This window comes from Microbacterium sp. bgisy203, assembly GCF_965345155.1.
In the GTDB taxonomy this organism is placed as follows: Bacteria; Actinomycetota; Actinomycetes; order Actinomycetales; family Microbacteriaceae; genus Microbacterium.
Map to the genome: position 1 here is coordinate 546080 of NZ_CBDRLZ010000001.1, position 12985 is coordinate 559064.

Annotated in this window: 12 protein-coding genes; 3 read left to right on the top strand and 9 right to left on the bottom strand. The window is 71.1% G+C overall.

Annotation, left to right across the window (positions count from 1 at the left end; translation table 11 throughout):
- Positions 1-111 precede the first annotated feature (111 nt).
- Entirely contained in the window at positions 112-1467 is a 1356-nt protein-coding gene (locus tag ACRVYW_RS02680; RefSeq protein ID WP_431801422.1) for an aminotransferase class V-fold PLP-dependent enzyme, read from the bottom strand.
- 41 nt (positions 1468-1508) lie between these two features.
- Entirely contained in the window at positions 1509-2294 is a 786-nt protein-coding gene (locus tag ACRVYW_RS02685; protein ID WP_431801424.1) for an isoprenyl transferase, read from the bottom strand.
- Positions 2295-2426: 132 nt separating this feature from the next.
- Here ACRVYW_RS02685 and trhA point away from each other — a divergent pair, with 132 nt between their 5' ends.
- Positions 2427-3128 carry a PAQR family membrane homeostasis protein TrhA gene (trhA, locus tag ACRVYW_RS02690; RefSeq protein WP_431801751.1) on the top strand — a complete coding sequence of 234 codons (702 nt, stop codon included), beginning with the start codon at positions 2427-2429 and terminating at the stop codon, positions 3126-3128.
- Positions 3129-3174: 46 nt separating this feature from the next.
- On the opposite strand, the gene ACRVYW_RS02695 is transcribed toward trhA, so the two are convergent.
- Entirely contained in the window at positions 3175-3513 is a 339-nt protein-coding gene (locus ACRVYW_RS02695; RefSeq protein ID WP_431801426.1) for a hypothetical protein, read from the bottom strand.
- A gap of 132 nt (positions 3514-3645) precedes the next feature.
- Between ACRVYW_RS02695 and ACRVYW_RS02700 the strand changes: the two genes are divergently transcribed.
- A complete protein-coding gene (locus tag ACRVYW_RS02700) occupies positions 3646-4083 on the top strand; it encodes a DUF4307 domain-containing protein (RefSeq protein WP_431801428.1) in 438 nt (145 codons plus the stop codon).
- 100 nt (positions 4084-4183) lie between these two features.
- Complete coding sequence (gene greA, locus ACRVYW_RS02705) at positions 4184-4672, top strand: transcription elongation factor GreA (RefSeq protein ID WP_431801429.1); 489 nt, start codon at positions 4184-4186, stop codon at positions 4670-4672.
- Positions 4673-4816: 144 nt separating this feature from the next.
- Here the strand turns inward: greA and ACRVYW_RS02710 are convergent, their stop codons facing one another.
- The 6 genes from ACRVYW_RS02710 to ACRVYW_RS02735 all read right to left on the bottom strand — a co-directional run bounded on the left by ACRVYW_RS02710 (position 4817) and on the right by ACRVYW_RS02735 (position 12579).
- The gene (locus ACRVYW_RS02710) at positions 4817-6841 is read right to left on the bottom strand and encodes a TPM domain-containing protein (protein ID WP_431801431.1); all 2025 of its coding nucleotides are present in this window, start codon (positions 6839-6841) and stop codon (positions 4817-4819) included.
- 5 nt (positions 6842-6846) lie between these two features.
- Positions 6847-8082 (bottom strand): threonine ammonia-lyase, encoded by a 1236-nt coding sequence (gene ilvA / locus ACRVYW_RS02715; RefSeq protein ID WP_431801753.1) that lies wholly within the window; start codon positions 8080-8082, stop codon positions 6847-6849.
- A 2-nt stretch (positions 8083-8084) separates the two neighbouring features.
- Positions 8085-9284, bottom strand: a complete 1200-nt coding sequence (locus tag ACRVYW_RS02720; protein ID WP_431801432.1) for an AI-2E family transporter — start codon at positions 9282-9284, stop codon at positions 8085-8087.
- Positions 9285-9340: 56 nt separating this feature from the next.
- Complete coding sequence (locus ACRVYW_RS02725; protein ID WP_431801434.1) at positions 9341-9907, bottom strand: LemA family protein; 567 nt, start codon at positions 9905-9907, stop codon at positions 9341-9343.
- A 120-nt stretch (positions 9908-10027) separates the two neighbouring features.
- Positions 10028-11344: a D-arabinono-1,4-lactone oxidase gene (locus ACRVYW_RS02730; RefSeq protein WP_431801436.1), complete on the bottom strand. Its 1317-nt coding sequence runs from the start codon at positions 11342-11344 to the stop codon at positions 10028-10030.
- A complete protein-coding gene (locus ACRVYW_RS02735; protein ID WP_431801438.1) occupies positions 11344-12579 on the bottom strand; it encodes an alanine racemase in 1236 nt (411 codons plus the stop codon). The genes ACRVYW_RS02730 and ACRVYW_RS02735 overlap by 1 nt, the downstream gene beginning before the upstream one ends.
- Between the last annotated feature and the right edge of the window lie 406 nt (positions 12580-12985).

Consider the following 12985-nt stretch of genomic DNA (forward strand, 5'->3'; position numbering starts at 1 on the left):
ACGAGTCGTGGTGAGGCCGACTCGACCGGGCGCCTTGCCCGATGTGATGAACGTACGACCGCACCGCGAAGCTGCGCGAGTGCGACACGCCGCGCTCAGATTGCGGGCGGGTTAATTCTCCGCGGAACGCTCGGGCGACGTCTCCGTCGCCTCGGCGTGAGTCTCGACGCCGGCGGTGTCCGTGTCGACCACGGCGAGGACGATCTCGTCGGTGTCGGCAGCCGGTGCGGCATCGGCGAAGGATGCCGGGAGGTCGTCGGCGTCGTGCGCGTCGGGGTCGATCGTGATGATCTCCGGCATGTCGGGTTCGGCGCCGAGCTCGTCGCGGGCGAACTCCACAGCGACGACGCGACCGGCGGCCTGCGCGTCGGCGAGGGCGTCGCCGAGGAGGCGGAGGGTGTCGGCGCCGGTGCCGGCGTGGGCGGACACGCGAATCGACGTGCCGCGGGCGGTCACCGTGACACCGTGGTTCGCGAGCGCCGCGGCGAGCACGGGCGGGTCCGACGGCGCGAGGGCGACGATCCCCGCGTGGGCGCTCCGCGGGGTGAGGATCGGCACCTCGTAGCGGTCGGCGAGAGCGATGACGTCGTCGGCGCGTGCGCGCACCTCCGCCGCGACATCGGCGACACCGGCATCCACGATCTCGCGCAGCGACGCCGCGAGACGCGAGGCGGCCAGAGGGTCGGAGGGCGCGATCGAGTAAGCCCCGGCGCCGCTCAGCGGCGCGGGTGCGCCCAGGCTCATCGCGTCACCGGACATGCCGGAGATGCCCGACAGCACGGGAGCGATGCGCTCGCGGGCGTGCGGCGAGAAGCGCGCGAACCCGGTGCCGCGCCCGGCGCGCAGCCACTTGTAGCCGTTGCCGGTGATGACGTCGGCGACGCTCCAGTCGATGTCGACCACACCGAACGCCTGGATCGCGTCGACGATCAGCAGGCGGTCGCCGATGACCTCACGGATGCCGGCGAGGTCGGCGAGGGCGCCGGTGCGGAAATCGACCAGGCTGAGGGCGACCGCGGTGACGTCGTCGTTGAGGGCGTCGGCCACGGCATCCACCGTGACGATGCCTCCCTCCGGATCGATCTCGCGCACGGCGAGGCCGCCACCGGTCGCATCGCTGCGGAGCGCGGCGGCGCGGTGCGCCGTCACGCGGACGGCGGGAAAGTCCTGCGCGGGGACGATCACGGTGCCCTCGAGCCCGAACATCGCGTGGGCGAGGCCGTGAGTGGTGGAAGGCTGCAGGACGATCTCGTCGGTCGGGCAGTCGAGGAGGCGTGCGACGAGGTCTCGCGCCTCGCCGACGCGCGAGGCGACGAGATCGATGCCCGACGCGCGGCCGGTGCCGAGAAGCTCGGCGTCGGCGTGCATCTCGGCACGCACAGACGGCGAGAGGGGTCCGAATCTCGCCCAGTCGAGGTATCCGGCAGGGATGTCGAACGAGTCGACGAACGGCTCCAGTGCGGTCACGTACTTCATTCTCGCACGCGTACTCAGGGCGCCGGGCAGGGTCAGCCGCCGAAGCGACGGTCGCGCGTCGCGTAGTCGCGGATCGCGCGCAGGAAGTCGACCTCGCGCAGGTCGGGGCCCAGCGCCTCCACGAAGTAGAACTCCGAGTGGGCCGACTGCCACAGCAGGAAGTCGCTCAGGCGTTGCTCCCCCGACGTGCGGATGACGAGGTCGGGGTCGGCCTGCCCGCCGGTGTACAGGTGCTCGCCGATCTGCTCGGGGGTGAGGCTCGCCGCGAGCTCTTCGAGCGACCCGCCGCTCTCGTCGTGCTTGGCGATGATGCTCCGCACCGCGTCGACGATCTCGCCCCGCCCGCCGTAGCCGACGGCGAGGTTGACGTGGAGGCCGGTGTTCCCGGCGGTCCGCTCCTCCGCCGTCGCGAGCACGCGCGCGAGGTCGGGCGGCAGCTCCTCCGAGCGTCCGACGTGCTGCACGCGCCACCCCGGCTCGCGCGAGAGCTCGTCCGCGAGCTCGGCGATGATCTCGATGAGGTCGGAGAGCTCCTGCGAGTCGCGCTTGCGCAGGTTGTCGTTGGAGAGCAGATAGAGGGAGACGACGCGGATGCCGAGGTCATCGCACCACCGCAGGAACTCGTGCATCTTCGCGGCGCCGGCCCGGTGCCCGTGGGCGACCGTGGAGTAGCCGGCCTGACGCGCCCAGCGCCTGTTGCCGTCGATCATCATCGCCACGTGGTGCGGCACGGTCTCGGGGGTGAGTCGGCGCTTGAGTCGCGAACTGTAGAGGCGGTAGAGCGGCCCCCGTCCTTCGCGCGGCACCGACGTGTTCACGCCTCTACGCTACCGCTCCGGACGCGAAGCGGAACGGAGGGATTTTGCACGGCCACCCGTATGTACGCTCCGGCATACGCTCGCGCGTAGGCTCGCCTCGTGCCCGAAGACACGACAGATGAGGGCGTCGAGATGCCCCAGCTCCCGCTGCTCGAAGCAGCGGAGGTCAGCGCGCAGGAAGAGCTGAAGCCCTCGTGGCGCGGCTGGATCCACGCAGCGACGTTCCCGCTCGCCATCGCGGGCGGCATCATCCTCATCGTCCTGGCCGACGGTGCCGTGGCCAAGTGGGCGTGCGCCGTCTTCATGGCATCCTCGGTGCTGCTGTTCGGCAACTCCGCGCTCTACCACCGCTTCAACTGGGGCCCGCGCACCAAGGCTGTCCTCAAGCGCATCGACCACGCGAACATCATGCTGCTGATCGCCGGCACCTACACGCCGCTCGCGACGCTCGCCCTGCCGCCCGAAAAGGGTGCGGTGCTGCTCATCGTCGTGTGGTCGGGGGCGCTTCTCGGCATCCTGTTCCGCGTCTTCTGGATCAACGCGCCCCGCTGGCTGTACGTCGCGCTGTACCTGCTGCTCGGCTGGGCGGCGATCATGTACATCGTCGACCTGTTCCAGGCGAACGCCGCGATGATGATCCTCGTCGTGATCGGCGGGCTGCTCTACACGGGCGGCGCGATCTGCTACGCGCTCAAGAAGCCGAACCCCTGGCCGGGGCACTTCGGCTTCCACGAGATCTTCCACGTGTGCACGGTGCTCGCGTTCCTCTGCCACTGGACCGCGTGCCTGCTGATCGTGCTCGACCCGGTCGTCCCCTCGCTCGGCGCACGCTGATCATGCGCCGCGTCGCCGAGCGGCGCGCGCAGGGGAGGTGTGCGGTTCAGCCGCGCGGCCGGCCGGTCTCCGGGTCGTCCGCCGGGTCGATGTCCTGGTCGTCGACGTCCGAGGCGTACTCGGCGCGACGCGCCTGCTCCTCGGCGAGCTTCTCGGCCTTCGCTTCTTCCTCGGCATCCAGCTTCTCGTTCACATCAGCACGATAGCCCGCACGGCGGATGCGGCGCAGCATGTCGACGATGAGGAAAACCACGATGATCGCGATCAGCGCCATGACCGAGAACCCGATGAACCCGGGCGTGACCGTGTCGGGGTCGACCGTCATGGTCGGGGTGGGGGTCGGGAGGCCCGCGTGCCACGGGAGGGCGGTGAGAAGAGTGTGCATCGGTCCTCGTGTTCGGGGCTGGTCGCCAGATCCAGGGGGGTGGGCGGTTCCCGGGCGGTGCGCGGAGCGCGTAGCCTGGAACTCCAGCCTAGAACGCCCTCCCCGGCTTCGGATCCCGATGGACCCCACACCATGACCGCTCCCGCACCTGTCGACGCGACCTCCCCCGAGGCGATCGCGCTGCAGGCCGAACTCGCCGACCGCTACGGGCGACGCACGAGCCGCCGTCGGCGCCGGCGCGAGTGGATCGCGGTCGGCGTCGTCGCGGCGGCCGCGATCGGCTACCTCGGGTGGACGACGGTCGCGCAGGCGATGGGATCGGTCGACATCGACACGACCGGGTTCCGCTTCATCGACGAGCACGCGATCTCGATCGACTTCCAGATCACGCACCCGCGCGGTGCCGCCGTCACGTGCGCACTCGAAGCGCAGGACACCGAGCACGGCGTCGTCGGCTGGCGGATCGTCGAGTATCCCGCCGACGACACGCACAGCCGACGGTTCGAGGAGACGATCCCCACGGTCGCGGAAGCGACGACGGGTTTGGTCACCTCCTGCTGGATCCCGTAGTCTGTCGTGACACACGCGCCCCGGCTGCCTGCCGGGGCGTTCGGTTTACCCCCCGGTACCCGGCGTCAGAGCCCCGGTACCACGAGAGAAGGAGATACGCGTGGCTGAGAACACCGAGACCTTCCTGACGCAGGATGCCTACGACCGCCTCGCCGCCGAGCTCGAGCACCTGTCGACCACCGGCCGCACCGAGATCGCCGCGCGCATCGAAGCCGCTCGCGAGGAGGGCGACCTGAAGGAGAACGGCGGCTACCACGCTGCGAAGGACGAGCAGGGCAAGCAGGAGGCGCGCATCCGCACGCTCCAGCAGCTGCTGAAGGATGCCGTCGTGGGCGAGGCCCCCGAGTCGGACGGCACCGTGAAGAGCGGCACCGTCGTCACGGCGATCGTCGCCGGCGGCGAAGAGGTCTTCCTCCTCGGCAGCCGCGAGATCGGTGCGGGCTCCGAGCTCGACGTCTACAGCGAGGCATCCCCTCTCGGAGCTGCGATCCTCGGTCTCGCCGAGGGCGAGAAGACCTCCTACACGGCCCCGAACGGCCGCGACATCGCCGTCGAGATCGTCAAGGTCGACACCTACACCGGGCAGTAAGCCGCGGTCTCGAGGCACGCGTTCTTCGGAGATCGAGCGTTCTTCGGAGGCTTTCGCGCCGATCTGTCCGAAGAACGCGCGATCTCCGAGGTTGCGGCGACCCCGACCCTCGAGGCCGGGCCGGGATGCCGGGTGTCCGCACGCCTAGAAGCGGCGACCGCCCGAGCGGCCCGACGACCGGCTGCTGCCGGAGGAGCTGCTGCGGGAGGAGCTGCTGCGGCTCGATGAGCGCGAGGATGTGCTGCGCGAGGATCGCCACGACGACCCGCTCGATGATCCACCACCCCATCCCGACGATCCGCCGCCGCCCTCTCCGGACGTGCTGAAGGCGCCGACCAGCAGACCGATCAAGGCACCGGTCGCGGCGGCGACTGCGGCGAGCTGCGGATCGTCGTCGGCACCGAGGCCCACGCTGAACCCCGCGACGCCGCCGATCAGCCCGCCCGAGAGGGCACCGCCGACGCGCGCGCCCGCATCGCCGGAATCACCGGACCGTACCGACCGCGGCGACGCGCTCTCGGACGATTCGTCGTCGTACATCACGGCGGTGCGCGACCGTACCGGGCGGACGAACCGCGTCGACCGTCCCCCTGAGCCCGCCGCGCCGCTCGCACCGCCCCCCGCCGCGCCGCTCGCGGCCGCACCCCCGATGAGGCCCTGGACCTGGTCGGCGAGGGCGAGGGCTTCCGTGGCCGCCTTCTCCGTCTCGTCGACGGTGGGCGCCGCCGCGGCGTCGTCGAGTCGGCGCCGGGCCAGCTGCAGCCGCGCCAGTGCGAATGCGCTGACCTCGCCGGGGCGTGCCCGCGCCGACGCCTCGGCGGCGGTCACGACGGCGGTCGCCCGATCGAGCGCCGATCCCGTGGCCGCCGTGAGCTGACCGGCATCCGGCGCCCCGGCCGGCGATTCCGAGGCGCGCGCGGCCAGAGCGGCGCTCTGCGCCTCGACGGCGTCACGAAGAGCTTTCGCCTCGGCGAGCTGCCGCTCGATCTCGTGCACGCTCCGCTCGACCTGTGTCGGCTTTCCCGTCTCCACGGCCCGCTCGAGCGCGTCGAGTTCGGTGTCGGCGGCCTGCAAGCGGCGGGCTATCTCGGCGGGGTTCCGCGCGACCGCGACGAGGTCGGCGGCGGGGTAGGTCGCCGACAGGGCCGAGAGGGCGCGCTCCGCGTCGGTCGCGTAGCACTCGGCATCCGCGCGTGCCGCGCGCAGCCGCGTCACCGTCTCGGGTCCCGCGGCGGCAAGCGACCGCAGCGCCGCCAGCGCACGGGTGCGCCCGTCGAGCGCGCGGTCGACCTCGTCGCACAGACCGAGGATCCGCTCGGTCCACGCGCGCGTCTCCTCGAGCGTGTCCTTCTCCGAGTCCTCCAACCGCGTGAGGAGCGCGAACGCCTCCTGCAGGCGGACGCGGCACTCGTCGAGGGTCTTCTGGAAGTCGGCGGTCGCCTCGTCGCCGAACTCCGCGGTGACGAAACCGAGCTCCTGTGCGCTCGTCGTCACCGCCTCGTCCGTGCGGACGAGCCGCTGCGCGGCGCGCTTCTTCTGCCCCTCGAGGGTGCGCATCTCCGCCGCGCGCTCGGCTCTGCGGCGGAGGAACCGCACGAGGGTGATCGCGACGTAGATGAGGAGCGCGAGGCCCGCGACCCCCAGCGCCCAGACCCACCACGGCGTCGGCACCTCGGAGAACTCATCGGCGACGAACGCGATGCCGCCGGCCCAATCGTCGTTCGAGAGGTAGCGCGAGCCGAGCGCTTCTTCGATCTCGAGCACGCGCGACTCGGAGAGGGGTCCTGCCGCCGTGCCATCGCCCCCGTACTCCGCGGAGATCGCGAGGGTCCGCCCCTCGGTCGCGATGGCGAGGAGGTACTGATCGGATGCCAGGTTGTTGCGGAGGGCGGTCTGGTCTGCCCACGGGAGGGCATTCGACGGTTCGCTGAAGTCGGGGACGAGCACGACGAACAGCTCCGGCAGATCCTCGCTCTGGGCGACGGCGCTCAGGCGCTCCTCGAGGCGCGCTTCGTCGGACGCGCTGAGCACGCCCGATTCGTCCGTGATGTACCCCGCGTCGAGGTCCATCGGGGCCGCGGCGGAGGCGACTGCCGCCGGGAAGAAGAGCATCGCCGCGGCCAGCACCGCAGCCGCCCACGCTGACCGCACGCGTCGATGTGCCAGCATGCGCCTCAGTCCTCGACGACGCGGGGAGAGAAGCCCGCACCCTCGAGCACCGAGATCACGTGGGCGCGATGCTCCGCCCCACGGGTCTCGACGCTCAGCTGCAGGATGACCTCGCTGATCTGCAGACCCTGGCCGTGGCGCGTGTGCAGCACCTCGATGACGTTCGCCCCCGCGACCGACAGCAGTTCCGACACGCGCGCGAGCTGCCCGGGGCGATCGGGCAACGGGATCTGGAGCGTCATGTATCGACCGGATGCCGCGAGCCCGTGCGCCACGACGCGCTGCAGCAGCAGCGGATCGATGTTGCCGCCCGAGAGGATGACGGCAGTGGGTCCGGTCGCCTCCACCTTGCCGGCGAGGATCGCGGCCACCCCGACCGCACCGGCGGGTTCGACGACCTGCTTCGCGCGCTCGAGGAGGATGAGGAGGGCACGCGCGATGTCGTCGTCGGTGACGGTGACCACCTCATCGACGAGTTCGCTGATGATCTCGAACGGCAGGTCGCCCGGGCGCGCGACCGCGATGCCGTCGGCGATCGTGGGCGTCGTGTCCACCGTCAGGGGCTCCCCCACCGAGAGCGAGGCCGGGTAGGCGGCGGAGTTCTCGGCCTGGACGCCGATGACCCGCACCGTCCGACCCTCGGCGGCCGCGCGCGCTTTGACGGCCGCGGCGACACCCGCGATGAGTCCGCCCCCGCCGATGCCGACGATCACGGTGTCGAGGTCCTCCACGGCATCCCACAGCTCGAGCCCGAGCGTCCCCTGCCCGACGATGATGTCGCGGTGGTCGAACGGGTGGATGAGGACGGCACCGGTGCGCTCGGCGAACTCGGCCGCGAGCCGCAGCGGTGTCTCCACGGTCGCGCCCTCGAGGATCACCTCGGCGCCGTAGCCGCGCGTGGCGAGGAGCTTCGGGACGGGGACGCCGAGGGGCATGAAGATCGTCGCCGGGATGCCGAGCTTCTGCGCCGCAAGAGCGACGCCCTGCGCGTGGTTGCCCGCCGATGCCGCGACGACCCCGCGCGCCCGCTCCTCTTCGGTCAGGCGGGAGAGCCGGTAGGTCGCGCCGCGGATCTTGAACGATCCGGTGCGCTGCAGGTTCTCGAGCTTCAGGTGCACCGGCTGGCCGAGGACGTCGGAGAGGTGCTCGGAGACGTCGAACGGCGTCGGGACGACGACGTCGCGGAGGGTTGCCGCGGCATCCTCGAACTCGGCCAGCGTTGGAATCGACGAGGTGGTCATGGTCACGCGGGTTTCCTCCTCGTGCGGGGAACGGTGCTCCAGATGAGATCGGGCGATTCGGGCGCGTTCTCGGGATGGTGTCGCCGCGAGAGGTAGACCGCGACGACGTTGACGAAGGCGGCGAGCGGCACGGCGAACAGGGCACCGGGGATGCCGGCGATCATGGCACCACCGGCGACCACCAGAACGACCGCGAGGGGATGAACCTTGACGGCCGAGCCCATGAGCAGCGGTTGCAGGATGTGGCCCTCGATCTGCTGCACGCCGAGGACGACCACCGCCATCCACAGGGCGATCCACGGGCCGTTGTAGACGAGGGCGAGGAAGACCGCGAGCGTCCCCGTGACGATCGCGCCGACGAACGGGACGAACGCGCCGATGAACACCAGGACGGCGATCGGGATGGCGAGCGGCACCTGCAGCAGGAACGCGCCGAGACCGATGCCGATCGCGTCGATCGTCGCGACGAGAAGCTGCGTGCGCGCGTAGGTCACGACGGTCGCCCAGCCGGCACGACCGGCGCCGTCGACGTCGGCGCGCGCCTTGCGGGGGAAGAGGCGCACCACCCAGCGCCAGATGCCGGCGCCGTCGGCCAGGATGCACAGCAGGATGAAGAGCGCGAGCACCGCGCCCGTGACGACGTGGCCGACCGTCGAGCCGACGGCGAGCGCGCCGGAGAGGAGCAGGTCGATCTGCTGCTGCAGGAAGGTCGCCGCCTGGCGCAGTCCGTCGTCGATCTGCTCCGGGGTGAGGTGGAGTGGCCCGTCGATGAGGTACTGGCGGAGCTGCTCCACCGCCTCGACGGTGCGGGAGCGGACGCTCGGCCACTGCAGCGACACCTGCCAGATGACGAGCCAGAACAGTCCCGCGACGATCGCGAGCGTGCCCACGACGGAGATGACGATCGCGAGCCAGCGGGGGACGCGGTGGCGCAGCAGCCAGCTGAATCCCGGCCACAGGAGCGCGGCGATGAGGATCGCGACGAGAAGCGGCACGACGAGCAGCTTCAGCTGGATGATGAGCCAGATGATGATGCCCGCCGCGATCGCGATCACGACGAACCGCCAGGCGTAGGCGGTCGTGACGCGAAGTCCGTGCGGCAGGCTGTCGCCGATCTCGGTGCGGACGGTCTTCGTGCGGATCGCGTCCATCAGGGAGGCGCGCGACTTCTCGTTCTCGCGCGTCGGGTCCGTGCCGCTCATCCCGTCAGTCTAGGACGCGGCGTATGCCCCCGATCGGACATGTCGCGCGGCGCGAGTCAGAACTGGATGCGGGGCGGTTCGGCGATCGCCGCTCCGCCGGCGACCTCGAAGAACTCGCGCTCGTGGAAGCCGAGGTTGCGCGCGAACAGGTTGTTCGGGAACACCTTGATCTTCGTGTTGAGCTCGCGGACGCCGCCGTTGTAGAAGCGGCGGGATGCCTGGATCTTGTCCTCGGTGTCGACGATGGACTGCTGCAGCTTCAGGAAGTTCTGGCTCGCCTGCAGCTGCGGGTAGGCCTCTGCCACGGCGAAGAGCGACTTGAGCGCCTGCTGCATATGCCCTTCCGCCACCCCGGCCTCGGCGGGCGAGTCGGCGCCGAGGGTCTCGGCACGCGCGCGGGTGACGTTCTCGAACACCGCCTTCTCGTGCGCGGCGTATCCCTTCACCGTCTCGATGAGGTTCGGAAGCAAGTCCGCCCGACGCTTCAGCTGCACCGTGATGTCACTCCACGCTTCGTCGACGCGGACGTTGAGCGCGACGAGCGAGTTGTAGGTGGACCACAGGTAGATCCCGATGATCACCACCAGTGCGACGATGATCAGGACTGGGATCAACCACGCCATCTCCATGAGACTCCCCTCGATGCTCTGATCATCCTATCCGCGCGCTGTTCGCCTACCCCACCCGGATCGCACTTCCCAGGCAGATCGCAGTTCTCCGGCACGAGCGCGGGCCGTCGGGCACTATTCGCCGAGGACGCGCGTGAGGTACGGGTTCCGGAAGAGCCGGTCGGGGTCGAGGCGGTCACGCAGCGCGACGAAGTCGTCGAAGTGCGGGTACAGGGGCCGGAGGGCTACGGCATCCATCGTGTGCATCTTGCCCCAGTGCGGCCGCCCGCCGTGCGCACGCAGGACCTCCTCGACGGCGGCGAAGTAGTCGGTCGGGTCGTGCTTCACGTAGCGGTGCACGGCGATGTAGCCGCTCGTGCGCCCCGTCGCGGTCGACATCCACAGGTCGTCGGCCGCGGCGACGCGCACCTCGATCGGGAACTCGATGCGCCACTCGTGCTCGGCGATGACCTGCTGGATGACGCGGAAGGCGGCTCCGAGTTCCTCGATCGGCACCGCGTACTCCATCTCGCGGAAGCGGACGCCCCGGCTCGTCGCGAACACCCGGTCGGAGGAGTCGGAGAAGGTGCGGTCGCCCCACACCCGCGCCGACAGGGTGTTGATGCGCGGGACGAGGGCGGGCACGGCGCGCCCGACGCTGCAGACGGCCTGGTGCACGACGTTGCCGACGAGCACGTCGTCGACGACCTTCGCGGTGCGCGAGAGCGGAACAGTCTCGGCATCCGCGGGGAGTCGCGTGTTCGTCTTGGTGAGCGCCGTGTCGGTGTGCGGGAACCAGTAGAACTCGAAGTGGTCGACGGCGTCGGCGCGGGCGCTGAGGTCGTCGACCACGCTGTCGAGCGGCTCGGGGCGCTCGACGGCTTCGAGCGCGAACGCCGGCACGCACTGCAGCGTGACGTCGACGAGGATGCCGAGGGCGCCGAGCCCGAGGGCGACGGCGGGGAGGAGTTCGGGGTTCTCGTCCTCGGAGACGGTGAGGAGCTCCCCGTCGGCGGTGACGAGGGTCGCCGCGACCACCTGGGTCGCGATGCCGCCGAATCGGATGCCGGTGCCGTGCGTGCCGGTCGAGATCGCGCCGGAGATCGACTGCCGATCGATGTCGCCGAGGTTCTCCATCGCGAGCCCGTAGGGTGCGAGGAGCGCGGGGATGCGGTGCAGGCGCGTCCCGGCGAGCAGCCGCGCGCGGCCGCGATCGCGGTCGACGGAGACGAGGCCGGAGAGCTCGGTGAGTTCGAGGAGGGTGCCCGGGGCGACGGCGATGCCGGAGAAGCTGTGGCCCGCGCCCACCGCCTTGATCGGGCGCCCGCGGGCAGCGGCGGAGCGCACGGAGCGGCGCACGGCCTCGATCGTGCTCGGATACTCGACGAGCTGCGGGCGGACCTTCTCGGTGCGCCCCCAGTTCTCCCACGTGCCGCCGGGTCTGGTCGCCATCAGAGGAAGCTCTTCCCTTCTCCGCGGTAGGTCGCGGCCTCGCCGACGACGCGGTCTCCGGTCGTGAGGACGTAGCGGTCGACGCGCTCGGCGAGCTCGCCGCTCTTCGCGTGCCGGAACCAGACGCGGTTGCCGATCGCCAGGCCGCCCGCGGCTGCTCCCTGGAGTGGTGTCTGCACCTCTCCCGCGCCTTCGCGCGCGAGGGTGCGAAGGCCCTCGGGCCACACCGGGAGGGGTTGGCGCGACGCGACCGGCGGACCCGACGCGATCCAGCCTCCGCCGAGGACCGTCGCGATGTCGGCCGTGGGGCGCCGGACGACGTCTAGCGCGAACGCCGCCGCCGGAGCGGGTGTGAAAGCGCGATAGAGGTCGAAGAGGTGCCCGGCGAGCAGGCCGCTGCCGGCGGTCGTCTCGGTGACGGCGAGATCGGATGCCGTGGACTCGAGCGACCCGGTCCCTCCCCCGTTGACGAACTCGAGCGTCGCGATCTCGCGGAGTGCAGCGACGATCGCACCACGCCGGTCGAGGAGCTCCTGCCCGGACCGGCGCTGCATCCAGCGGATGACGCCGTCGCCGCGGCCGGTGTCGTCGGGCTGTCCCGCGATCTGCGCCTCGTACATCATGAGGCCGACGAGGGCGAAGCCCTCGCGGGAGGCGATGTGCCGGGCGAGGCGGGTCACGTCGCCCGGCTCGTGCAGGGGCGAGCGCCGGACGCCGATGTGCCCGAGCACAGGGGCGCGCCACGAGGCATCCGCGTCGATCGCGACCCGGATCTCACAGCGCGTGCCGGGCGGTGCGACGGCGTCGACGAGGTCGAGCTGGGCGACTTCGTCGACCATGAGGGTGATGCGCGCCGCCTTCGCGCCGTCGGCGGCGAGCGCGGCGAGCGCCGCGCGGTCGGCGGTCGGGTAGCCGAGGACGATGTCGTCGTGGTCCTCCGCGAGCCAGAGGGCTTCGGCGAGGGTGAACGCGAGGATGCCGCGGTACCCCGGCATCCTCAAGGTCGCATCCAGCACCTCGCGGACGCGGATCGACTTGCTCGCGACGCGGATCGGGACCCCGCTCGAGCGGACGACGAGGTCGAGGGCATTGTGGCGGAGGGCCTCGACGTCGATGCTCGCGACCGGGGCCGAGAGGTCGGCAACCGCGGCGGAGCGTGCGGGCCAGTAGGTCGCCGGGTCATGCCAGGCCTCCGCCGGTGTCGGCGCCGAGGCGGCGAGGAGGTCGAGGCTCATGCAGGCGGGCTCCTTCAACGGTGGGGCGGGGTGGCTTCAGCCTACGGCGGGATGGGGAACACCCGATGCACGCCGTGGCCGAGCCGGTGGCATCCTTCGAACGGAATAGAGACGCCCTCGCCCGCGACGATCGTGTGGGCGTGTCACCCGCCGAACTCGGCGGAGATGACGAGCGGGGTCTGATTCGCGTTGCATGCCTGACTGATCCTCGCGGTCACGTCGGACGCGACGGGAGGGAGGCTCTGGCCGAGGGTGCGTGCGGGGTTCGCGGTGATCTTCGCGAGGTCCGCGAACGCGTCGCGAAGGTCGGACCGCGATGAACGGCTCGGATCGGGGCATGCCGCCGACGGCCGTCCCGATCGACACTGCCAGGCGGACAGGCGACGGCGGTGCGGCGCGCCGGTCG

What these genes read in the sequence shown, in the direction of transcription:
- ACRVYW_RS02725 (WP_431801434.1), bottom strand. Translation starts at nt 9,907, where the DNA reads ATGGCGTGGTTGATCCCAGTCCTGATCATCGTCGCACTGGTGGTGATC.
- ACRVYW_RS02700 (WP_431801428.1), top strand. Translation starts at nt 3,646, where the DNA reads ATGACCGCTCCCGCACCTGTCGACGCGACCTCCCCCGAGGCGATCGCG.
- ACRVYW_RS02710 (WP_431801431.1), bottom strand. Translation starts at nt 6,841, where the DNA reads ATGCTGGCACATCGACGCGTGCGGTCAGCGTGGGCGGCTGCGGTGCTG.
- ACRVYW_RS02735 (WP_431801438.1), bottom strand. Translation starts at nt 12,579, where the DNA reads ATGAGCCTCGACCTCCTCGCCGCCTCGGCGCCGACACCGGCGGAGGCC.
- ilvA (WP_431801753.1), bottom strand. Translation starts at nt 8,082, where the DNA reads ATGACCACCTCGTCGATTCCAACGCTGGCCGAGTTCGAGGATGCCGCG.
- ACRVYW_RS02730 (WP_431801436.1), bottom strand. Translation starts at nt 11,344, where the DNA reads ATGGCGACCAGACCCGGCGGCACGTGGGAGAACTGGGGGCGCACCGAG.
- ACRVYW_RS02720 (WP_431801432.1), bottom strand. Translation starts at nt 9,284, where the DNA reads ATGAGCGGCACGGACCCGACGCGCGAGAACGAGAAGTCGCGCGCCTCC.
- trhA (WP_431801751.1), top strand. Translation starts at nt 2,427, where the DNA reads ATGCCCCAGCTCCCGCTGCTCGAAGCAGCGGAGGTCAGCGCGCAGGAA.
- ACRVYW_RS02695 (WP_431801426.1), bottom strand. Translation starts at nt 3,513, where the DNA reads ATGCACACTCTTCTCACCGCCCTCCCGTGGCACGCGGGCCTCCCGACC.